This is a genomic window from uncultured Bacteroides sp. (assembly GCF_902472605.1).
Taxonomy (GTDB): Bacteria; Bacteroidota; Bacteroidia; order Bacteroidales; family Bacteroidaceae; genus Phocaeicola.
The window spans coordinates 1-20,701 of the sequence record NZ_CABROP010000049.1; the positions used below are offsets into that span (position 1 = coordinate 1).

Genomic DNA, 20,701 nt, shown 5'->3' on the forward strand with positions numbered 1-20,701 from the left:
TCGGCCATCGCCATCGAAGTGGGCATGCAGAACTCCGGACTGGCCACTTCACTGGCTACGACTCATTTTGCCCTGTTCCCCCTTGCGGCCGTTCCTGGCGCCATGTTTTCGGTGTGGCACAACTTTTCGGGCAGCATCGCCGCACAGATTTTCCGGAGACAGGCGGAACGGAAGCCTCTAAAAAAATGACATAGAGTATCGAATGAATCATCTACACTCACATAATTCCTTTAAATACTCTTTTGCAGTCTGAATTGCCGCATCATCCATACGCGGCGATTCTATAATTATCTCCAGCGCTTCTGCCGCATAGCCGTTTTGGATGATACTGCGTGTAGACGATAAACAGGTCTTTTTAGCTCCTTCTGCCTTATTTTTATATTTTGGATACACTTCTTCTATTTCGTCTATGGTAATGTCTATATTATGTCTGACCCAATTATACAAATTCAAGAATGTTTTCTTACCAATAGAATTTAGTCTGCTATCCAAAGCATACGCTTTATCATCATCATATTGATCCATCCTCTTACTGCGTTTTTTCAGAGCTCCTTTGGGGTGGTGGCCTTCGAAAATTTCTTCTCTAGCTTCTTTAGTCTGAGGTTTTGATGCTGACCAGACAATTTCGCCTACTACACTCACCGCTTCTTTCTGTTCAGGAATTTGCATCACCATCTTTAACTCAGCATATTCTTTGGGAAATTCTGCTTTCACATAATCCTGAACAATATTGATGAGTTCTTGTTCCTCCCCTAAACTTTTTCCTGCATAATCTACTCTATCTTTTTTAGGAACCACAAAAGAATTAAGCGGATGTATAAGACGACGGAAATGAGCTACAAGTATGCTGTATTCCTCATCAGTAAGCAAACGATTTATGTGACGAATATGTGACGCATCCAATTCCCATTCAGTTCTTTCAGGATTCGGGAAAACCTCACTTAGCCGTTGTTCTCCAACAAAATCATATCCAACAGGAAGGATATGAGCCAGATACCATCCCGATGTATTCAGGTTGATGCGGCTATAGGAATTGCACCTATAATAGGCTAGTTCTCGCTCTTCTGTTGTTGATCCAAAGCCACAAACTACATTTTTCTGATTAAGGTGTTCCAGTAAATCAGATGCAGTATAACACTTACCATGAAGTTTCAAAGCAGCAAAAGGCATCGCAAATGTATTGTCACAAAAAAAAGTTTTGAGTCCATTTTTATACTCTGACAAGAATCCCCGACGCAACAAATGATACTTTTCTTTGGGCTCACTTCCATAAAGACGAATTGCATACACTGCATCTGGATTTTTCACATATTCAAGAAGAGCTTTATGTATGGCTTGGATAGTTGCTTTATTCTGAAACTGCCACTTAATCATCTGATTAAAAAAGTCTGCAGCATTTACAGCAAAACCTTTTGGATAAGGGGTTATTACATTCTTCTTAATGTCGGAAATCATATCGTTTATTAACGAAGAAGATTGAATATCCTGATAATTCATGCTTTTGTTATTTTTAAATTATAGTGCGATTATTTACAATAATGCCTCAAAAGAGTTTTGTCTGATTTATAATGTATAGACAAAGCCCAAAAAGAATGGTAGCCATTTCCTTGGTTTTTACATCCTATTTTCAATATCAAGATTATTAATATCCAAACTTTTTCGGTTCAACTATTTCCACCAAATTCCAATGCGTACCAACCCATTCAAATGAATAACCATTTACTGATAAGTAAGGCATTCCACATGGATAAATACTGTTTACATAAATCATTAATTCTTTCATAATTAATTGAATTAAAATTTTATGCAAAGCTAAAGTAAGTTTTTGGGTTATACAATAGAATAAGTATTTCACTAATACTACTATAAATCATTTACTTATATTTCCACTTTTTCAGATATGGGATTACTGCTGTTCGGAAACATTTTAACAGTATCAATAGTTTTGGCTCTTCTCATCTTGAAACATTATAAAAAAGATTATTCAATGTACTGTCATAAAATCCTGTTTCATACACATATTTTTTCACCCCCTCCCTGCACAAAGCTGCGCAGAAAGCTATACCTTTGAATCCGATTTACAAAAACCAATAAAAACAAGACAAGATGAAGAGAGTGATTATGATTTCCACCAGCCTGCGCACGGGTTCCAACAGCGACATGCTGGCCGACCGCTTTGTGGAGGGAGCCCTCCAGGCAGGTCATGAAGTGGAAAAGATTTCCCTGGCAGGCAAGAATATACAGTTCTGCCGCGGCTGCCTGGCCTGTCAGAAACTGGGCAAGTGTGTCATCAAGGACGATGCGGACGCCATCATGCAGAAAGTGCTACACGCCGACGTCATCGTATGGGCTACCCCGATTTATTATTTCGAGATGAGCGGACAGATGAAGGTGCTCATCGACCGTATGAATGCGATGTATACCCTCGACTATCAGTTCCGCGACGTCTATCTGCTGACCACGGCTGCCGAAGAGGAGCTGGAAGTGGCCCAACGCGCAGAGGGAGGTCTCACGGGCTGGATTGACTGTTTCCCGAAAAGCCGCCTGGCCGGGACATTGTTCTGCGGCGGCGTGGCAGGCCCTCGCAGTATCAGCGGAAACCCGAAGCTGGAGGAAGCCTACGAAATGGGGCTTCATTGCTGAAAAACTCGCACAACAACAAAACGCGGGTAAGACGAAAGATACCGGAGGTCTTGGCTCGCGTCTAACCGATAAAAACAAAACTTATGGAAACATTCTACGACGTAATCGCTGGCGACCAGCTCGTACTGGTGGATTTCTTCGCCACTTGGTGCCAGCCCTGCAAGATGATGCACCCCGTCTTGCAACAAGTGAAAGAGGTGCTGGGCGACCGTATCCGTATCATCAAAATCGATGTGGACACGCACGCCGCCCTGTCACAGCAATACCAGATTCAGTCCGTTCCCACCCTCATGCTGTTCCGCAAGGGAGAAGTGCTCTGGCGGATGAGCGGGGCCATGCCGAAAGCCGAACTGCTGAGCAACCTCGACCCTTTCCTGCGATAACTTGTTCTGACGATGAACGAAAAAATGACGAGAAAAGAAAGACTCATCTCATTCATCTGGCAACACATACTGCTCTTCATGGCGCTGTGCATCATGACACTGGGCATCGCCCTCTGCGTGAAAAGCATGTTAGGCGCCAGCGTCATCAGCGTATTGCCCTATGTGTTTCACGATGCGGGAACGGAGGGACTCACTCCGCCGCTGACCATCGGACTGTACACCTTTCTCATGAATGCCCTGCTGGTGGTGGGTCAGGTGGGCGTACTTCGCCGGCAGTTCGACCCCGTACAGCTCTTCCAGCTGCTCGTGGGGCTGGTATTCGGCATGCTGATTGACCTGAACCTCTACTTTCTCTCCTGGCTGCAACCCGTGGCGATGTGGGAGAAAGCCGTGTCGCAGCTGGCCGGATGCACCATCCTCGCCGCAGGTATCTCGCTGGAAGTGAGATGCGGAAGTGTGACCATGCCTGGAGAAGGTTTTCCCGTTGCCCTCAGCAAGGTGATGGGCATCGAATTCCCAAAGGTCAAGATTGCGGTCGACATCTCACTCGTGTTGCTCGGCGTTGTGTTTAGCTACCTTTTCTTCGGGAAGTGGCAATGGCACATCATCGGAGTGGGCACTCTCTTTGCCATGTATTACGTGGGATGGGTCGTGCGCATCGCCAGCCACCATCTGCACTGGTTCGAGCGCCTGCTCAGGTACCGTCCGGGATTCCGGAGATACATTTACGGACTGGCACGCTACATTTACCGGAAATAGTTCCTTCCCCGGCGCACGGAATTGTGCCCGCGGGGAAGCCCACGTTTCCATTTTATGACTAATTTTGCACCCCGACAAACATTTACTTCTGCAAACACATGAAAAAACTTAGCAAGAACGCCCTCATCGGCTATCCGGCGGGAATCATCACCGGCATCACGTATGGACTGAACCCCTTGTTTGCGGTTCCCCTGATGAAGCACGGCGCCGCCACCGAATCCATCCTCTTCTTCCGCTATCTCTTTGCCGTATTGATTCTGGCCCTGTTTCTGCTGGTCCGCCGACAGAGTTTCCGGGTTTCCGGACAACAGGCGGGTATCCTGCTCATCCTCGGACTGCTCTACACATCGAGCAGCCTCTTCCTGTTCGATGCCTACGAATACATCGCTTCCGGGCTGGCCACGACGCTGGTGTTCCTCTACCCGGTGCTGGTGGCCATCATCATGGTGTTCCTGAAAGTGGTACCCTCCTGGCCGGTGTGGCTGGCCATCGCGGCGACCTTCGGCGGGGTGCTCATCATGACACAGGGCGACGGTACCCAGGCGCTCAACCCCATCGGCGTACTCCTTTCCATCGGTTCAGCCTTAGTCTACGCCCTCTTTATCGTCATCATCAACCGGAGCAAGGCCATCGCCAGCATCTCCAATTCTCTGCTCACCTTCTATGCCCTCTCCGTGGGAGCGATTGTGTTTCTGGGAAAAATTCTGATTTCCGATACAGCCCTCACCGCAGGTCTCACCCACGCACACGACTGGCTCAACCTGGTAGGACTCGCCTTCCTGCCGACGGTGGTTTCCACAGCGACTCTGGCCATCGCCTCGCGTAACATCGGGGCCACCAAGGCTTCCGTCCTCGGGGTATTCGAGCCCATCACCGCCATCGTGGTCGGCACACTTGTGTTCGGCGAACCGCTCACCACGAACATTGTCGTGGGCATCACCATTGCCATCGTGGCCGTCACGTTCATGATTACTTTGACCAAACGGTAAGGCATCCTTTCCGGGGTCAGTAACTCCGGTTCCGGATATCAAGGGTCACCTCCATGTAACTACGTCGTCCCTCTATGTAATCGGCATAGAGGATTTCCACGTCCTGACCTTTCAACACATGGCATTTTCCACATAGCTCACAGTTATGCAAGCACTTCCAGGCGTCGAGCACGTATGCCCGGCGCTCTTCCTGAGTAGATTGTTCTATAAGAGGTGGAGTCATAAGGACTGTCTGTTTGATACATTGACAGACAAAGATACAGGTTCTGCTTCATTCAGACCGAAGGTGTCTTCGTAAAAATCCTAAAACGTATTTGCCAAGAAGAATCTCCACAAAAAATTACGCGCATCTCCTGAGAAGGAATCGGGAAAATACGTATCTTTCCCTAAAAATTAACCACACACAAAACCATGCCACAAGAACTCATACACTCCTGCCCCGAACTGATTGAGTACATCCGTCAGGTGGGGATGCTGCCCCTGCTCTCCATGGGCATTACCGGCTGGTCGGCCGAGGAAGTGACCCGCCTGCCCGACGGCGGCTGGGAATGGCCGCTCTGGGAATGGAAAGGCTCCATCCTGCAAGAAAGCGGTTGCGCCTACGGCAAGTTTTTCAAGGGAAAGGCCGCATTCATCAGCCGCGAATGGTGGCCTGATTTCTGTAACTACCGGCGGAGTCTCTTCCCCTATCCGGAAGAAGGGAGCATCGAAGAAACGATTCTCGACGTACTGAAGATCGAGGGACATCAGATTACCCGGAAACTGCGGGCTTCCTGCGGTTTTACGGGACCGAAGATGCGGAGTCGTTTCGACGCCTATATCACGCGGCTGCAAATGGCCGGCTACATCGTGACGGAGGATTTCGTCTACCCTCGCGACAGCCACGGACGGGAATATGGCTGGGGATGGTCACTGCTCACCACGCCCGAAGCCCTCTTCGGACGGGAAGCCTGTCACCCGGAGCGTACCCCGCAGGAGTCGCGTGAAAGATTGCTCGGGCAGCTGCGGAAAATCCTGCCAAATGAATCAGAAAAAACGCTGGAAGCACTGTTGAAATAAGACTACAGGAACATCGTCAGCAGCGGGATGCTGATCACCGAAAGCAAGGTGGTGAGAAAGGTGCCTTCGGCCATGATGACCTCCCCTTTCTGGTACTGGATGCAGAACAGGGTGCCGTACGAAGCCACGGGCATGGCGGCCAGCACTACGTTGATATTGGCGATGGTGTCGTCCACCTGACAGAGACGGGAAAGGTAGAGAATCAGCAAGGGAACGAGCATCAGACGCAGGGCCGCCATCAGGTAGATGGCCGTGTTGCCGAACATCCGGCGGATAGGTACCCTGGCGATAGACGAACCGATGATGAGCAGGGCGGCCGGTACGGTGACATTACCCAGCAGCATGAACGGGGTACTGATGACGCGGGGCGGAACCCATCCCGTCACTACAATCAGAATGGAGAGGTACGAGGCAATCATCGCCGGACAATAGAGCGTGCGCCAGTCGAAGCGCATCTTGCCCTCGCCGCCCGAGATGAAGAGGGTGCCGAATACGAAAATCAGCAACGTGCTGGGGAAGTTGAGGATGCTGGCATAGAACACTGCACTGGCACCGAAGATGGAGGCCACGATGGGATAGCCGATGAAACCCACGTTGCCGAAAGCCAGCATGAAACTGTAGATGCCGCGGTCGGCCACCTTGACGGGCAGGTAGCGCGGGAGCAGGAAACCAGCTCCAATCAGTACCACATAGGTGGCGAACCCTACCACGAGCAGCGGCAGAATCAATCCCTTGTCCGGGAGCGTGTCGCCCATCACCGACGAAAGTATCAGACTGGGACATGCCACGTTGATGACCAGTCCCGAAAGTTTGCGGTCGAAATCCGCATCCATCATTTTCTTCTTGCTCAGATAATAACCGACGATTACCACGATGAACAGGATAATCATCTGCGTCACGATTGCATCCATTGTGTTGTGCTCTATCTTAAAAAACGGTGCAAAGATACGGATTATCGCCATCGGGTATTCACTCGCACAAAAGTTTTTCATCACACAAAACGGGAAAATGCGTATCTTTACCCCCACAAATTCAAAGCAAGCATGCAAATGAACAGTCTTTTTCCAGATTTGTTTGACGAGGGGAAAACTTCGGAAGCACCTGCCGCCGCGCAGCCGACTCCGGAATACGACCTCACCGACCTTTTTGAACGGCTTTCCCACTCCCCGTTCCGAAGCCGGTTCCGCTTGAAACCAGCCGACATCGCCTATATCCGCGAGAAAGGAATGGATACCATCCGGCAACATGCCGCCGATTTCATACGCAAGCGGCTGGCTCCGGCCGTCATCCCGAACGACGGAAAACAGACGCCCATGCGGGGACATCCGGTCTTCATCGCCCAGCATGCCACGGGCTGCTGTTGCCGGGGATGCTTTGCCAAATGGCACCATATTCCAGCAGGCCGTCCTCTCACACCCGAAGAACAGCGCTATGCCGTGGCCGTACTGATGAAATGGATTGAACAATTTACCTAAAAACGATAGAATCATGATCAAGATTTATGGAATGGACACCTGTCCCGACTGCACCTACGTGGAAGCACAAGTGAAAGGCAATGACCGATACGAAATCATCGACATCGGGCAGCACGTGAAGAACCTCAAGGCTTTCCTCAAGCTCCGTGACCACTCGCCCGTGTTCGACGAAGCCAAGCGCATCGGCGCGGCGGGCATCCCCTGCTTTGTGCTGGAAGACGGCACCGTAACCCTCAGCCCGGAAGACGCGGGCCTGCATTCACGCCCCGTGGAAGAAGGCGCCACTTGTAACCTGGACGGAAGCGGTTGTTGAGATGGAAGCTAGGAAACTCATTTTTCTGCACGGGTTCTTCGCCTCGGGGGCTTGCGTTCCCGCCCAGGCGCTGAAGGAATGTATGGCCGGAAAAGCCCTCGTCCTGACACCCGACCTGCCGTTGCATCCGCAGGAGGCCCTCGCCTTTATCCACCGGCTGTGCGAACAGGAGCATCCCGACTTGCTGGTAGGCAACAGCAACGGAGCATTTCTAGCGCAAATCGTAGCCTCCGAAAACGGTCTCCCGGCCCTGCTCGGCAACCCGTATTTCGAGATGACCCGTTTCCTGACCGAACGCCTCGGTCCACACGAGTACAAATCCACGCGGGCAGACGGCCGTGCGCATTTCGTCATCGACCAAGCCTTGATAGACGAGTTTGCCGAGGTACAGCGCCACCAGTGGGACCATTGCACGCCGGAAGGCCGCGAACGCATCTGGGGCCTTTTCGGGGAAAACGATCATCTGGCGCACTACGAACCGCTCTTCCTCACGCACTATACGCATGCCTTCCACTTTCCAGGACAACACACGCCCACGGCGGAAGAAGTACGGACGTATTATGTGCCGCTCATTGAAAAACTAATGAAGAAATAAACCACAGAAACCTATGCGAATCTTACTTGCCCTCGATTCTTTCAAAGGCTGCCTCTCTTCGGAAGAGGTGGAAGCCGCTTTCTCGCAGGCCCTGACCGCCCGCGGCGCAGAGGTACGTGCCCTCCCGATGTCCGACGGAGGAGAAGGTATGTTGCAAGCCTTTATCGCCGCCCTGCATGGAGAAATGCGGGAAGCAGAAGTGCACGACCCGCTGATGCGTCCCGTGACCGCCTGCTACGGCCTTGCGCCCGATGGAACCGCCATCATCGAAACCGCACAAGCCTGCGGACTGACCCGGATGACTGCCGAAGAACGTAACCCGCTGGTAGCCTCTACCTACGGAGTGGGTGAACTCGTAGCTCATGCCGCACGCCACGGATGCCAACGCTTTATCATCGGACTGGGTGGAAGCGGCACGAGCGATGCCGGAAGAGGGATGCTTCAAGGACTGACCGACTGCCTGGCACCGGGCGGAACGATAGAAGATGTGCTGCACGGGGTACTTTCCGGATGCCGCTTCATCCTGGCCAGCGATGTACGCAATCCGCTTTACGGACCGGAAGGAGCCGCTCACGTATTTGCCCCGCAGAAGGGAGCCACGCCGGAGATGGTGGAAGAGCTGGACCGCCGCGCCCGTCAGTTTGCCGAAGAATCGGCCCGCCGCATGGGCAGAGACGCTTCCTCCCAGCCGGGTGCCGGAGCCGCTGGGGGACTGGGATACGCTTTCCTGCAATACCTTCAGGCTACCACGCAATCGGGTGCCGACCTCTTGCTCGACCTCTGCGATTTCGACACCCTCCTGACCCACACCGACCTGGTCCTCACCGGCGAAGGCCGTGCCGACCGTCAGACCCTCATGGGCAAGTTGCCGGAACGGGTGATGCGCCGCGCACAAGCCCACCACGTCCCCACTTGGCTGGTAGCCGGACAGGCCCGCGATGTCGAGCCGCTGCTCCAGGCCGGATTCAGTCGCGTGGACAGTCTCACACCCGAAGGTATGCCCCTTGAAGAAGCCATCCGTCCGGAAGTCGCCCGGGAGAATATTGAGCGGTGGGTGGAAAGTGTGTGTAAAGAGAATATGATATAATTTACCATTCATGCAAATCCTCCAATTGTCTAGCTATACTAGAGAATTTCTGGTTCAAATCAAGTGTCTTTACCCGCATGCGATTCTTACCGAATAAGGCTGTAAGATCGGGAGTGATATCTTCGTCTGTTTTGGCATACAAAAGCAAACCACTCACTTTCCCCGTATTTTCTACGTCCAGATTCTTCACATAGGTAAACAGCTGATACAGATTTGCAGAATGAATTGTCGGCTTGTCAAAACGGCGTTGCATGGCATGACTATAATATTTTGTATCAATAACCAAGGTTCGGTCTCCCCGATGCAGCACGATATCACTCCGCATAGCAGGCAAAAAATCAATCATCGTGGTCTCTTCCGTGCAAATGTTCCATGCAATCCTGTCTGGATTGGGAGATAATTCACGGTGATGCACCCGGTAATATTCCAACACAAACCTTTCAAACAAACGACACATGTGTTCGTCCGAAAAGGTCGCCATATGGTATTTACCAGCCTCTGTTGTCATAAGCATGCCGTCAATAATGAAATAGCATACATTCATCAGCATCCGATATGCCTGATTGTTTCGCTGATACACAAAACCGTTCCATCGGATATTCCGGAGGTCAATCCCGTCTATCTCCGAAAAGAAAGACATCAACTGTTTCAATTTTGCTTTCCGTACAGGCGACACACTCCGTTCGTGGCATAAAAGAGACAAACTTGTCTTCAGTACCTGATTGAACAGATTATTTTCCGACAAATCATCGTATTCACAACGCAACACATTCCGACATCTCATCCGGTTATTGATGGTTCCTTTTATATCCAAACGTCCCTTTAACATCGATAAATCTTCTGCCTTACTTACATATTCCCGGTGTAATCCACGTTTCAATTGGGCCGATACTCCCTTGTAAAGAATTTCAGCAAACAAGTCCTGGATCCGTTCGAACTCTTCACGAGCAATGTACTCATAATTATTCTTCTTCAGTTCCTCAAAAGCATACGACAACATATAATACACGTTGCGAATCCAGATAGTCCCGTCCTTATTCATTGAAAATACCGTTTAACTTGTTCGACCATCTATCCACTTCCGACTTGTTATCAAACCAATATTCCCGCAGCATCGGAAGGATGTCATAATTCACCACCTCCTTCAACCATTCATCTGTCACAGCCTCCTTTGTACACAGATAACTATGCCCTATCTCAAATCCCTTTCCCAATGAATCATCTGCTGCAATCTGACGGTTCAGTTCTTTCACCTGTTCCACCAACTCATTCAGCCTTACATTGTCTTTTTCCTTCAGATAAACCTTGAAAACCTCCGAATCAAAGCCGGGTTTCATCTCAAAGAAACTGAACCGGCGACGCAACGCATAATCAATCAATGCCAGACTACGGTCGGCCGTATTCATCATCCCGATAAGATACAGATTCCTCGGTATAGAAAACTTCTCATCCTTATAAGCCAGCGTCAATTTTTCTCCCCGGTAATCCTTCTCAATCAGCATCAACAGTTCCCCAAATATCTTCGACAGGTTTCCGCGGTTAATCTCATCAATAATAAAGAAATATTCTTTTTCGGGATGATTGGCCGCAAGCATACAGAACTTATAGAATATACCCTTCTGCAACTCAAAGGTCGCTCCTGCTGGCTTGTAGCCCATCACGAAGTCCTCGTAAGAATAATTCTGGTGAAACTGAATCAGTGCAATACGGCTCTCATCCTTTTCGCCCATCATGGCCTGTGCCAAACGGCGGGCACAGAAAGTCTTTCCTACCCCCGGAGCTCCTTGGAGAATCACATTCTTCTTGTTCCGAATCAGGTGCTGTAAAGTATCAAAGTCCTGTTCACTCATGAACACCTCTTTCAGAAAATCCTCTTTCGTATATTTCTCAATGGATCTTTCCGGCTGAATACTGTCATTCTCCTCCCGAATAAGAGTCAGCAAAGTCGTATATTCCTTTTCTGTCAAATGGAAGAAACTACCGTTCGGATTTACCAGAAATTCCATATTTGCCAGTTCAGGTACTGCTTTTACTTCCGATAACTCCACAGGCGAAGCCAGCGTCTCAACTTTCCGGAAACAGATTCTTTCACCATCGCTTTCCTTCGAGATTACGGCCAGTCCAGTAATCTGTTTAGTGGGATTTGCCTCGTAACAGACCACCTTATCTCCTACCCGGGCATCTAAGAAATGTTGGAAGACACGCCGTTTATTTCCTGCTGTGTTATAGAGTGTGTAGTCCTGTTCTTCTCCGACCATCCAGCTCGTCATACTCCAGATTTTCGGGTTTGCACACAGCCACCAGTAATTGCCAGCAGCTTTCGGCTCCATATCACTTTCCACCAGTTCATTCAATTTCCTCACGTAATCCGTATAAGCCGTCAGGTTAGTCAGCGTTTTCATTGCAAGAGGTTCCTGTAAAGTCCATTCCCCCACTTTATTCCATTTTATACTTCTAACATGTCTGTATTCCGTCCGGTTCTTATCATATTCATAATCGCCAGTGACTATTCCCCGTCCGATAATACACCCTCGACCTTTCTTAGCAAACACTACATCGCCTATATTCATTTCATTGGTAAACTCCCAAGTAGCTAGACTGTCATTCCTGTAATCCTTTTCCTCGCCGTACAATTCCTTCATCCGAAGCTTCATGTCTTCACGGGTTTCATACGGATCAAAATCGCCCATATCATCCCAACCCAGATACATCTTGTCATTAGCTACACATTCATCCCATTTACGGGCCCCTTCTCCAGGAGAGTAAATCCAGGTTTGCACCTTCGTCCCTGGTTCTGGCAACAAGACTGATTCCGGGTGATAAAACCGGCCAACAAAATACGCCAAATCTATTACAGCTGTTTTCAATTCCTTATCGGGATAGCAATCCTCTGTCAACACCCCATCCAGCATTTTCCTGATATCAGCATCCTTCTGTAACACTTCAGCTACCTTGTCATACAGCTTAAAAACCTTACCTACTTCTTCTGCCCCGCTTCCTTTTTTAAGTACCATGGAAGGCATCAGTTCCCTTACCATTTTCCGGGCACAAGAATACTTATAAATATAATACTTATCTGGATATCGAAGCCAGAGGTAGGTGGTAATTGCATTAAGCGTCTGATAATGCTGCTTCCCCTTTCCCCATAGTTTCAACAGTTCATCTGCATTCCTTCGAAACTGATTGATTCGGAAAACTACATTCTGATTCTCATCAAACAGCTCCCGAAACATTTCGCGCACCTTCGTTTCATCTACTTCACAGAACTCTTCCAACATCTTCCTCGGATAATTATTCATTGAAGTCAGCAAATTTTCTGTTTTACTTAATGCTTGTATCAGCATATCCTTGAAATTAAGGGCTTCAATATCCCAGTAAGCCAGAAAACATCGCACGGCTTTCCATTTATATATCTCAACGGGAAAATGCTCTTTAAAGTAGGCTTTGTATGCCTCAATAATCTTTGTAAGATTATCTGAATCTATGTCTGTCATATAATAGGTATAAGAAAAAATTTACACAGAATAAAATTACAACTCCGAAAGCAAGGCCAGTCCCTTTACCGTCAAAAGATACTTCTGACGAGGATGACGTGGTTTATCGGGATACAGCAAAGTGACAAAGCCCTCTTCCAAAGCTGGGAAAAGGTACAGACGAAGAAAATTATCCCTCCCCTTTAACTGCAATTTCTCCATCATCATCTTTACGGACATCTGTTCCTTCCCAATCATTGCTACCAGACGCTCTATATCCGGATTATCCGTATGCACCTTGTCCTGAACTTGTCCCGAGCTTGTCCTGAACTTGTCCTGAGCTTGTCCTGTCTTCTTAGTTTCTGCCAGATTAGGCTGGTTCTTCCATTCGCTGGAAGGGGTAATGTGAAGATAACGATTGCGCAAGTCCCATTGGTCTCCCAACAGCAGATTCCGGAAGAAGCGTTCCAAATATACAGGTGTGTAATCAATCCCTTTCTGCGCATTCTTATAATTCGCTCTCACCAACGCATTACGGAAATACCACGAATGATCGGCAAACAGATTATTGCTCACCTCAAAACCAATAGAACGTAAATATAAAATAGTGAAAACAGCCGTCGTACGTGTGTTCCCTTCCCCAAACGCATGAATCTGCCATAAACCCGAAACGAACCGTGCGATATGGGCCACAATCTCATCCGCGGAAAGTCCTGCATAACTGAAATTACGTTCCTGTTCCAAGTCATAGTTTATGGCCCTTCGTAAATCTTCCCAGTTCAAATAGCTGACAGAATCCCCATTCAAGCCCCATTCTTTTTTCATGATGTCATACTCCCGTATTTTCCCGGCAAACTTCAAGACTCCGTCAAAAATTCTTCGGTGCAATGAGATATATCCGTTTGTGCTAAAATCCAGTGTACGTGTGGACAGAATCTTCGTAATATTCACAGAAACCTTGTCGGCCTCCTGTTTTCCTTCGTCATCTGGCTCACGATTGGCTTTTGACTGATAATAAGTCTTTATCTGTTCACGCACTTCATCGATGGTCATTTCACCCTCGATATGTCTGCGTGCCATATCTTTCAGGTATTCAGAAGGTTTCAGACCATCTACAGCCTGAAGTCCGATGGCTGTCTGCCAGGCATACGCCCGTTGCTGCCTGTCTGGCTCACTCTGTCTTATATATTCATCAAAATCAGTCATGGTTTCTCAATCTAAAAATATTATTCTATCATAATATCCACCTGTTCTTACTTCAAATAGAACCATTATCTCCGCATCAAATTTCTTTCAGCGAGAACAATATATTTCATCCCTTTGCAATTGACCTCCGGACGCTCTACATGACATGCATTATATATAGCATTCAATAAAGCGGATGCCCCCCACATCGGAGAAAGTACTCCACAAATTTTACCAAAAATAATGTCACCCAAGTGAGATTCCCTCATTCTTGCAGAAATTTCTTCTTTCTCTTGCCGTAACTGGTCCAATTTTATAGAAAAAAGTTCAGATTCAGGCGAGATTGTGGCATCCAAAGCGATTTCTTCCACATGATTCCTGAATGTCCTTAAAAGTTCACGATGTGTCTCCTTAAAATGTTTGATCCTTCCAAGATCATAATTTCTAGGAGCTGGCATCAGTTCTTTCAAAATGCAATTTCTCCGATTGTTCTGATGACGGATTTCATATTCTGGGGTATGAATGTATCTAATTGAAAATGAATACGACATTTGGTCTGTAGATAATCTATAATCCTTGGTATTGGCCAACACAGAAGCCAAATAATACATCAAATCATTGGCAGTATGAGGCTCTACATCATACCAACCATTCTTATCGTATTTCGCCAATCCTAATTCCTCTAAAAAATGATACAAGGAATAACCAAATTTACCTTCATGAAGTTTAAACCTTTCCAAATGCCTAATCCGATGAAAAAAGCCTCTTCTTTGTTCTAGACTCCTCATATGTGAAGTAACATATTGCTCAAAAATCTTCTGCACTTGCTCCTGACATCGTAAATTCATCATTGGATCAATAGGTATAACCAGTTCATTGACAACCGCTTCCCGCATAAAAGGTTCATAAAGATCTGGCTCCATATTATATTTATATGGAACAATCGCTGCCACCTCATCATAATACAAAAAAGCACGAACCGCCCATTCCGTTCTTGGTATATTAATTTCAGGGTAATATAAAATGTTCATGGTTCAGAATCTATTTATGCGAATTTAGAGAATTAAACGCAAATACCCAAACCCTTTTTTCTTCTTCAACTATATAACCGAAATATCCGTACGGATGATAGCCGCTGCACAAATGATTTTCATCTTACGAGACAGCCGACGAGAAGACTACTATTCCTCCACTTCCGAGCTTGTCCTGTCTCCCTGGTCTCTACCAGATTGGACTGGCTTTTCCATTCACTGGAAGATTTGTTTTTAAAATGGCAGGATAGCGTTTGTTTCGCTTTCCTGCCATTTCTATTAATAACAACCTGCCGGTCACTTCTTTGCCGGAATCTCCGGCACATAGAGGAAGCTGTCATACTGACCGCCTGTGTAGATGCAGTGACGGCCCACGTTGTGCGTAGCCGGTGAAACCACCACCTCCTTCGGGTCCGCACATTCAGTTGCGTTGCCCCCCAATGTTTTTATCGCAGGCTGTTCGCCCGGCATGTAGGTGAATCCTTCCACCGGCACCGTAATCTTGGCCGAACCGAAAGGCAGCGTCGCATTTTCCGGCTCGTACGCCCCTACCGTCAGTTGCAGGATTTCCCCTTTCTCGAAGTACAATCCCATCGGCCAGATTTCAATCTCCACCGGCACAATCTCACCCGGCTTTAGCTTCTGTTCCGTGGTGAACGTGTAATACGGTTCCGCTTCCGTGCTCCGGCTCTCATCCAACTGGCGCATAGACACCCGCAGACGTCCCGTAGCCGCAATCCGGCTGCCCGTCGGGTCCAGGTAAGGCTTGCCCTCGGGCGAAAGTTTCTCTACCTGCACAGCCAGGTCCATGTCGTCGTTGTCGGGAGCAGCCACCCACGCATGCAGTTTCATGTATCCCGTAATCTCGGTCGGCTTGTCCATCCGGTAACGGTAAGTCACGCGGTTCTCCTTGCTCTCCGATACATACGAATCCGTCTCCACCTTTCCCGGCAACGTCGGCTTCAAGCTGTCGTCCGCAGCCGAAAGATACAGTTTCCGGTATACCGTACGCGCCAGCGGAAACTCATTCTCCGGACGACCCACAATGTCCTTTCCACCCGGGTTCAGCACCGACAGGCGCACCTTCGGCGTCTTCTCCCAGCCGTTGTCGATACCCTTCAGGTAATGGTCGAAGAAGCGGCGCAAGTCCTCCACATTCTCCGGCGTATAATAATCAAACCATTCGTTCGTGTTGTGCACCCGCAGCCATTTCTCCTTGGAAGCCATGCGGCGGAATCCTGCAAACGTGCCGTGCGTATGTACCGGATTCGTGTAGCTGGCCGTCACATACGCCGGAATCTGAATCTCCTCCACGCGGGCCGCCTTGTCCTGCCAGTAGTCGCACATGAACGGCTTTTCCACAATCATCCGCGGCTGGTCCTCCAGCATGCCGTGCGCCGAAGAGAACGTTTCGGCAATCATCTCAGGAAACTCCGGTGCCGGAATACCACCCCTCGTGCCCGATTCCCGGTAATGGTCGCAGAACCCTTCCCAGGGGGCGATGGCCGCCAGATGGGCCGGATGCTCGGCCGCGATGAACCATTGCGAAACCGTCAGCCAGGAGTTGCCCGACATGCCCACCTTGCCGTTGCACCATTTCTGCGAGGCAATCCACTCGATGAGGTCACATCCGTCCAGGGCATCCTCGTGTCCCCAGTACAGCAGGTTGCCTTCCGACATATACGCCCCGCGCTTGTCCGGATTCACCACCGCATATCCGTGCGCCACCCAGTAAGCCGGGTCCGGTCCCTCGAACTTCTCCAGTCCCGAAGTCGCCGACTTGGCCACACCCGAACGCATCGGCACGTCGTCCAGCATCTGTCCGCCCACCTCCTTGCCGTAAGGGCTCCAGGCCAGGATAGCCGGACACGCCTCGCCCGACACGGGACGGAACACATCGGTATAAATGGTTACCCCGTCGCGCAACTTCACGGGTACGTCTCTCTCCATCAGAATGTCGCAGGGCAACGGGCGGGTACCCTCACGCCGTATGCTTCCTTTCTTCAGCACCAGCGTCTCCTGCTTGAATCCCGGATAACGCACCCGCGGCGCCTCCACCGGCAACGCTTTCCGAAGCGCGGCCTTCATTTCCTTTCCATTGACATCGTGCAGCACTATTTCCTGCTGAGCGGCTGCCTGCTCCGTACAGAGGGCCATGAGTGCGATGGCTCCTGCATAAATCCATTTTCCAGTCATAGTAATTCTGTTTTCGAGAGGTAAAGTTATAACAAAAGTGTAAATCGGACAAGCATCTTTTTTGCGGAGTTTTGTTTTCTCGGGAAAGGAAGGATTTACTTTATGGGAAGGAATGGCGGAAGGGAAAGGTCAGTGATTAGAGGCGGAAGAGATACTTTCCTTCGCATTGTAACTCTGCTTGGACGGAATGACACCCCGCACCCCGCCTTTCGGATTGGGTACATCCCCCTTGTAGCGAGGAATCAGGTGCATGTGTACGTGAAAGACCGACTGCCCCGCTGCCTCGTTTACATTGATGCCGATATTATACCCGTCTGGATGATACCGTTCGTCCACTTTCTGCTTCACATACTGAAGCATCACGTTCATGGCCTCACGTTCGTGATTGGTCAAGTCAAAATAAGAAGCCACATGCCGCTTGGGAATGATCAACGCATGCCCGGGCGATACCGGATAGCCATCGTAGAACGCTACACAAGTGGCCGTCTCACAGATGATTTCCACCTTGCGCGACAGCCGACAGAAAGGACAGGTCTCCCCTTCCTTCCGAGGCAGCTTGTTGAAATGATGGTACTCGTAAAGCTCATAGCTCGCGTTCCGTTCCAGACTCTGAAAAGGCAAACGCACATTGCATTGATAGGTGTACTGGCGATAGATGGCATGCAACCTGAATCCTTCTTCCGTCAGGTCACGACGCACGGTAAAAAAGGCCGTTCCTGTAGGAGAAAGAAGATTGGTCACGTTCATCATCACTTCGGCCTGCGCGTAGGGTTCCAGCACGTTCAGCACATAGTTGCACAAGATAGTGTCAAACTTTCCTTCCGGATATTCAGGCCGGTAATAATAGTCATACCCCACAATGTCATATCCCTGCCGTTTCAATTCGTCTGTGTCAAATCCATACCCGCAACCAAAATCCAGAATGCGTCCCTTCAGCAGATGGTGCTGAAGCAAATAACGGGTGGGCACAGAAAGGCTGGTACGCTTGATGGCGGTCAGGTAAGGATGGTTTATTTTTTCAGGTTCCATAATATTCAGTATTTCCAGGTTTCAAAGCCCATGTTTTGGGCAATCTGGTGCATAGGAGTAAAAGTCTGAAAGAAACAATCTAACAAATGCTCTCTATCCATCTGCACAATATCTTGCGATGTATGTCCTAAAGAAAGATAATCTTCAAGCAATTTATTTTGCTTACCAGTTTTCAGATAAATCTTCAAAGCCTTTTGATGTGCTTCAGCTAATTTAGGAAGGTACAACTCTAAATCAGGTAATTTATTACTTTTGGAGCTATTAATGCTTGGATCTGATGGCATTAAATTCCAAAGTAAATCATGGGATACAAAACTCCATGGAATAAAATGATCCAAATCATATTTACGGACTTCTAAACGTTTACCTGTATAAATACATTGCACCTCCATACCTTGATTTATTACTACATTCCAAAACTCATGCTGACTTGCCAAAGAATTTCTCTCTTCCCTCTTTACCAGTTTACTAGGTATATTCGGTACATTTGGATTCCTCACCTGAAGAAAATTAGTCAGTCCCCAATAAGCAAAAGCACTTAGAATATCATAATTTTCTTTCAAATAAGTCAACCAAACCGGATTCAATTCTATCCATAGCAGGCCATCTTTCTTTTCTAATTTATAAAGACAACCATTCTCAAATGTCTGTGAACGAACCACCATTTCTCGGTCATCCGAGGTATTTATCCACGGCCGTAGAAATCGAAAAGGCACATTTTTTTGAAGAAAATTCAATTGTTTCCGTATACCAGCCTGTAAAATGAGTTCCTTTAACAAATCGTTCAATTCCCTAATTCCCAAATTAATAGGAATATTGTTTTCCTTCTGCAAAGTCAGAATGGCATCATAAAGTGATTCTGATTTGCCAAACGAAAGTCGAAAATAGTTAACAGGATACCAAGCATTTGCAACCATGGTTATCATAATTTCCCAGACATTCATTCTTGTTTTTCCTTGTTTTACATATAAATCAAGTATGCCCAAAAACCAATAATATTTGTAAGTTGCTACGGTTTTATCAAATACCCTGTTAAGGTATCGCGTAGTAAGTATTTGTGATTGTGGTATTTGCATACAATTAAAGGCTAAAATTTTATTAGACGACTATACATACAAAAATAAAACATTTTATTTACTTAGTAATTATAAATATGTGTCATTTTATTTTATCCAATAAATGACTTCATCTTGAATACTTTACTACTATAAATATCAAACAGCTAACAATCAAATCTGTAATTACAAATTCACTTATATTTTAAATATGAATCTACATTATTCATATCTTTATAGTACATAACTTACTTCAATCTTATACTCACACAAGGCATAATTAAAATTCACTTATTAACCATCATCTCCCTATTTATCTCAACCCATACATCTACATAAGGTGCAACCAGTTACTGTCCACTTCATTAGACGACATGATGATGTTTCAATCCACGCACCTACGTAAGGTGCGACTCTGAGGAATAGTGCTTGCTGTTCCCTTCGTGCTGTTTCAATCCACGCACCTATGTAAGGTGCGACCCAGTCGTTCATCATCACATCCATATCATTCTCACCGTTTCAATCCACGCACCTACGTAAGGTGCGACATCCTGGCCAACTTCTTCGGCAACAAACTCACAAGTTTCAATCCACGCACCTACGTAAGGTGCGACATCACGTACTGTTTCCCGTGTGCTATTCCGGCGATGTTTCAATCCACGCACCTACGTAAGGTGCGACTACCCCTCACTGATAAGCTGGCTTACTTCCTTGTGTTTCAATCCACGCACCTACGTAAGGTGCGACAAGTATAAAGGTAAATTAAGTATAATCAAGGCATGTTTCAATCCACGCACCTACGTAAGGTGCGACGGCTGCGGAATTGGATTTACAACTTCTTGTTTAGGTTTCAATCCACGCACCTACGTAAGGTGCGACTTAGTTGCACCTCCTAAATCGTCAGGGTCATTAACGTTTCAATCCACGCACCTACGTAAGGTGCGACCTTGTTTGGTCAGGCGCGTTCCATAACTGTATATAGTTTCAATCCACGCACCTACGTAAGGTGCGACTTTTTTTAGTTCTTTAATAAGTCGTGGTATGTAGTTTCAATCCACGCACCTACGTAAGGTGCGACGGTGGCAGACCAAGTAAATCCGGTCACATCCTGAGTTTCAATCCACGCACCTACGTAAGGTGCGACTGAGCCATTTCGGGGTGCATTTTCGCCAATTCCTTGTTTCAATCCACGCACCTACGTAAGGTGCGACTGCAATCCATCTAAATATCTCATCTACAATAATGCAAAAACGGTTTTCCGCGAGTCGAAAGATTGTGTATATCAAGAAGGATTTCAAATATTAAAAATATATTCCAAATAACTGATTATCAATACTTGCGAACTATCCACTATTTATGCATAGCTTTAGGTTCGTAAGCATTCGGTAAACCACGTTGCAATTTTTGTGAATTAGTTCCGAATCGGTGT

20 protein-coding genes, 1 pseudogene and 1 CRISPR repeat array are annotated in these 20,701 nt (G+C 47.7%); of the genes and pseudogenes, 10 read left to right on the forward strand and 11 right to left on the reverse strand.

All coding sequences use genetic code 11. The features are described from left to right. Positions 1–189 (forward strand): annotated as a pseudogene (locus RDP42_RS10760) (hypothetical protein); the annotation flags it as partial. A gap of 18 nt (positions 190–207) precedes the next feature. Here the strand turns inward: RDP42_RS10760 and RDP42_RS10765 are convergent. Next, a complete protein-coding gene (locus tag RDP42_RS10765) occupies positions 208–1,497 on the reverse strand; it encodes a hypothetical protein (RefSeq protein ID WP_308763681.1) in 1,290 nt (429 codons plus the stop codon). Between the two features lie 145 nt (positions 1,498–1,642). Continuing rightward, positions 1,643–1,783, reverse strand: coding sequence for a hypothetical protein (locus RDP42_RS10770; RefSeq protein ID WP_308763682.1), 141 nt, complete (start codon positions 1,781–1,783; stop codon positions 1,643–1,645). Between the two features lie 323 nt (positions 1,784–2,106). Here RDP42_RS10770 and RDP42_RS10775 point away from each other — a divergent pair, with 323 nt between their 5' ends. From RDP42_RS10775 to RDP42_RS10790, 4 genes are all read left to right on the forward strand, one after another. Next, positions 2,107–2,643, forward strand: a complete 537-nt coding sequence (locus RDP42_RS10775; RefSeq protein WP_308763683.1) for a flavodoxin family protein — start codon at positions 2,107–2,109, stop codon at positions 2,641–2,643. An 83-nt stretch (positions 2,644–2,726) separates the two neighbouring features. Beyond that, positions 2,727–3,026 carry a thioredoxin gene (trxA, locus tag RDP42_RS10780; RefSeq protein ID WP_204475924.1) on the forward strand — a complete coding sequence of 100 codons (300 nt, stop codon included), beginning with the start codon at positions 2,727–2,729 and terminating at the stop codon, positions 3,024–3,026. A 24-nt stretch (positions 3,027–3,050) separates the two neighbouring features. Then, positions 3,051–3,785 carry a DUF6198 family protein gene (locus RDP42_RS10785; protein WP_308763684.1) on the forward strand — a complete coding sequence of 245 codons (735 nt, stop codon included), beginning with the start codon at positions 3,051–3,053 and terminating at the stop codon, positions 3,783–3,785. Positions 3,786–3,883: 98 nt separating this feature from the next. Beyond that, positions 3,884–4,774: a DMT family transporter gene (locus RDP42_RS10790; protein WP_308763685.1), complete on the forward strand. Its 891-nt coding sequence runs from the start codon at positions 3,884–3,886 to the stop codon at positions 4,772–4,774. Positions 4,775–4,790: 16 nt separating this feature from the next. On the opposite strand, the gene RDP42_RS10795 is transcribed toward RDP42_RS10790, so the two are convergent. Then, the gene (locus RDP42_RS10795) at positions 4,791–4,997 is read right to left on the reverse strand and encodes a hypothetical protein (RefSeq protein ID WP_288352954.1); all 207 of its coding nucleotides are present in this window, start codon (positions 4,995–4,997) and stop codon (positions 4,791–4,793) included. A 188-nt stretch (positions 4,998–5,185) separates the two neighbouring features. Here RDP42_RS10795 and RDP42_RS10800 point away from each other — a divergent pair, with 188 nt between their 5' ends. After that, positions 5,186–5,833, forward strand: coding sequence for a hypothetical protein (locus tag RDP42_RS10800; protein WP_308763686.1), 648 nt, complete (start codon positions 5,186–5,188; stop codon positions 5,831–5,833). A gap of 2 nt (positions 5,834–5,835) precedes the next feature. Here the strand turns inward: RDP42_RS10800 and RDP42_RS10805 are convergent, their stop codons facing one another. After that, on the reverse strand, positions 5,836–6,744 hold the full coding sequence (locus RDP42_RS10805) for an AEC family transporter (protein ID WP_308763687.1): 909 nt from the start codon (positions 6,742–6,744) through the stop codon (positions 5,836–5,838). Between the two features lie 138 nt (positions 6,745–6,882). Here RDP42_RS10805 and RDP42_RS10810 point away from each other — a divergent pair, with 138 nt between their 5' ends. From RDP42_RS10810 to RDP42_RS10825, 4 genes are read left to right on the forward strand one after another with little or no spacing between them, the layout of a single operon-like run. Next, positions 6,883–7,308 carry a DUF4186 domain-containing protein gene (locus RDP42_RS10810; protein WP_308763688.1) on the forward strand — a complete coding sequence of 142 codons (426 nt, stop codon included), beginning with the start codon at positions 6,883–6,885 and terminating at the stop codon, positions 7,306–7,308. A gap of 13 nt (positions 7,309–7,321) precedes the next feature. After that, positions 7,322–7,621 carry a glutaredoxin-related protein gene (locus tag RDP42_RS10815; RefSeq protein WP_308763698.1) on the forward strand — a complete coding sequence of 100 codons (300 nt, stop codon included), beginning with the start codon at positions 7,322–7,324 and terminating at the stop codon, positions 7,619–7,621. A gap of 1 nt (position 7,622) precedes the next feature. Continuing rightward, positions 7,623–8,216, forward strand: a complete 594-nt coding sequence (locus RDP42_RS10820) for a YqiA/YcfP family alpha/beta fold hydrolase (RefSeq protein ID WP_308763689.1) — start codon at positions 7,623–7,625, stop codon at positions 8,214–8,216. A 13-nt stretch (positions 8,217–8,229) separates the two neighbouring features. Further along, positions 8,230–9,303 carry a glycerate kinase gene (locus tag RDP42_RS10825; RefSeq protein WP_308763690.1) on the forward strand — a complete coding sequence of 358 codons (1,074 nt, stop codon included), beginning with the start codon at positions 8,230–8,232 and terminating at the stop codon, positions 9,301–9,303. Between the two features lies 1 nt (position 9,304). Here RDP42_RS10825 and mcrC read toward each other — a convergent pair whose 3' ends face one another. From mcrC to RDP42_RS10860, 7 genes are all read right to left on the reverse strand, one after another. Then, positions 9,305–10,345, reverse strand: coding sequence for a 5-methylcytosine-specific restriction endonuclease system specificity protein McrC (gene mcrC, locus RDP42_RS10830; RefSeq protein ID WP_308763691.1), 1,041 nt, complete (start codon positions 10,343–10,345; stop codon positions 9,305–9,307). Beyond that, positions 10,338–12,602 (reverse strand): AAA family ATPase, encoded by a 2,265-nt coding sequence (locus RDP42_RS10835; RefSeq protein WP_308763692.1) that lies wholly within the window; start codon positions 12,600–12,602, stop codon positions 10,338–10,340. Before RDP42_RS10835 ends, mcrC begins: the two co-directional genes overlap by 8 nt. 231 nt (positions 12,603–12,833) lie before the next feature. Further along, positions 12,834–13,982: a Fic family protein gene (locus tag RDP42_RS10840; RefSeq protein ID WP_308763693.1), complete on the reverse strand. Its 1,149-nt coding sequence runs from the start codon at positions 13,980–13,982 to the stop codon at positions 12,834–12,836. 65 nt (positions 13,983–14,047) lie between these two features. Then, positions 14,048–14,992 carry a hypothetical protein gene (locus RDP42_RS10845; RefSeq protein ID WP_308763694.1) on the reverse strand — a complete coding sequence of 315 codons (945 nt, stop codon included), beginning with the start codon at positions 14,990–14,992 and terminating at the stop codon, positions 14,048–14,050. Positions 14,993–15,289: 297 nt separating this feature from the next. Further along, positions 15,290–17,188: a CocE/NonD family hydrolase gene (locus RDP42_RS10850; RefSeq protein ID WP_308763695.1), complete on the reverse strand. Its 1,899-nt coding sequence runs from the start codon at positions 17,186–17,188 to the stop codon at positions 15,290–15,292. A 129-nt stretch (positions 17,189–17,317) separates the two neighbouring features. Continuing rightward, a complete protein-coding gene (locus tag RDP42_RS10855) occupies positions 17,318–18,217 on the reverse strand; it encodes a bifunctional class I SAM-dependent methyltransferase/HIT family protein (RefSeq protein WP_308763696.1) in 900 nt (299 codons plus the stop codon). A gap of 5 nt (positions 18,218–18,222) precedes the next feature. After that, positions 18,223–19,203: an HNH endonuclease domain-containing protein gene (locus RDP42_RS10860; protein ID WP_308763697.1), complete on the reverse strand. Its 981-nt coding sequence runs from the start codon at positions 19,201–19,203 to the stop codon at positions 18,223–18,225. A 384-nt stretch (positions 19,204–19,587) separates the two neighbouring features. Then, positions 19,588–20,483: direct repeats of the CRISPR family, unit length 32 nt; unit sequence GTTTCAATCCACGCACCTACGTAAGGTGCGAC. Positions 20,484–20,701: the final 218 nt, after the last annotated feature.

Excerpts from the sequence above, each read along its gene's own strand:
- RDP42_RS10770 (WP_308763682.1), bottom strand. The coding sequence starts at position 1,783 with ATGAAAGAATTAATGATTTATGTAAACAGTATTTATCCATGTGGAATG.
- trxA (WP_204475924.1), top strand. The coding sequence starts at position 2,727 with ATGGAAACATTCTACGACGTAATCGCTGGCGACCAGCTCGTACTGGTG.
- RDP42_RS10855 (WP_308763696.1), bottom strand. The coding sequence starts at position 18,217 with ATGGAACCTGAAAAAATAAACCATCCTTACCTGACCGCCATCAAGCGT.
- RDP42_RS10795 (WP_288352954.1), bottom strand. The coding sequence starts at position 4,997 with ATGACTCCACCTCTTATAGAACAATCTACTCAGGAAGAGCGCCGGGCA.
- RDP42_RS10765 (WP_308763681.1), bottom strand. The coding sequence starts at position 1,497 with ATGAATTATCAGGATATTCAATCTTCTTCGTTAATAAACGATATGATT.
- RDP42_RS10805 (WP_308763687.1), bottom strand. The coding sequence starts at position 6,744 with ATGGATGCAATCGTGACGCAGATGATTATCCTGTTCATCGTGGTAATC.
- RDP42_RS10840 (WP_308763693.1), bottom strand. The coding sequence starts at position 13,982 with ATGACTGATTTTGATGAATATATAAGACAGAGTGAGCCAGACAGGCAG.
- mcrC (WP_308763691.1), bottom strand. The coding sequence starts at position 10,345 with ATGAATAAGGACGGGACTATCTGGATTCGCAACGTGTATTATATGTTG.
- RDP42_RS10785 (WP_308763684.1), top strand. The coding sequence starts at position 3,051 with ATGACGAGAAAAGAAAGACTCATCTCATTCATCTGGCAACACATACTG.
- RDP42_RS10790 (WP_308763685.1), top strand. The coding sequence starts at position 3,884 with ATGAAAAAACTTAGCAAGAACGCCCTCATCGGCTATCCGGCGGGAATC.
- RDP42_RS10800 (WP_308763686.1), top strand. The coding sequence starts at position 5,186 with ATGCCACAAGAACTCATACACTCCTGCCCCGAACTGATTGAGTACATC.
- RDP42_RS10820 (WP_308763689.1), top strand. The coding sequence starts at position 7,623 with ATGGAAGCTAGGAAACTCATTTTTCTGCACGGGTTCTTCGCCTCGGGG.
- RDP42_RS10775 (WP_308763683.1), top strand. The coding sequence starts at position 2,107 with ATGAAGAGAGTGATTATGATTTCCACCAGCCTGCGCACGGGTTCCAAC.
- RDP42_RS10815 (WP_308763698.1), top strand. The coding sequence starts at position 7,322 with ATGATCAAGATTTATGGAATGGACACCTGTCCCGACTGCACCTACGTG.
- RDP42_RS10835 (WP_308763692.1), bottom strand. The coding sequence starts at position 12,602 with ATGAATAATTATCCGAGGAAGATGTTGGAAGAGTTCTGTGAAGTAGAT.
- RDP42_RS10850 (WP_308763695.1), bottom strand. The coding sequence starts at position 17,188 with ATGACTGGAAAATGGATTTATGCAGGAGCCATCGCACTCATGGCCCTC.
- RDP42_RS10845 (WP_308763694.1), bottom strand. The coding sequence starts at position 14,992 with ATGAACATTTTATATTACCCTGAAATTAATATACCAAGAACGGAATGG.
- RDP42_RS10810 (WP_308763688.1), top strand. The coding sequence starts at position 6,883 with ATGAACAGTCTTTTTCCAGATTTGTTTGACGAGGGGAAAACTTCGGAA.
- RDP42_RS10825 (WP_308763690.1), top strand. The coding sequence starts at position 8,230 with ATGCGAATCTTACTTGCCCTCGATTCTTTCAAAGGCTGCCTCTCTTCG.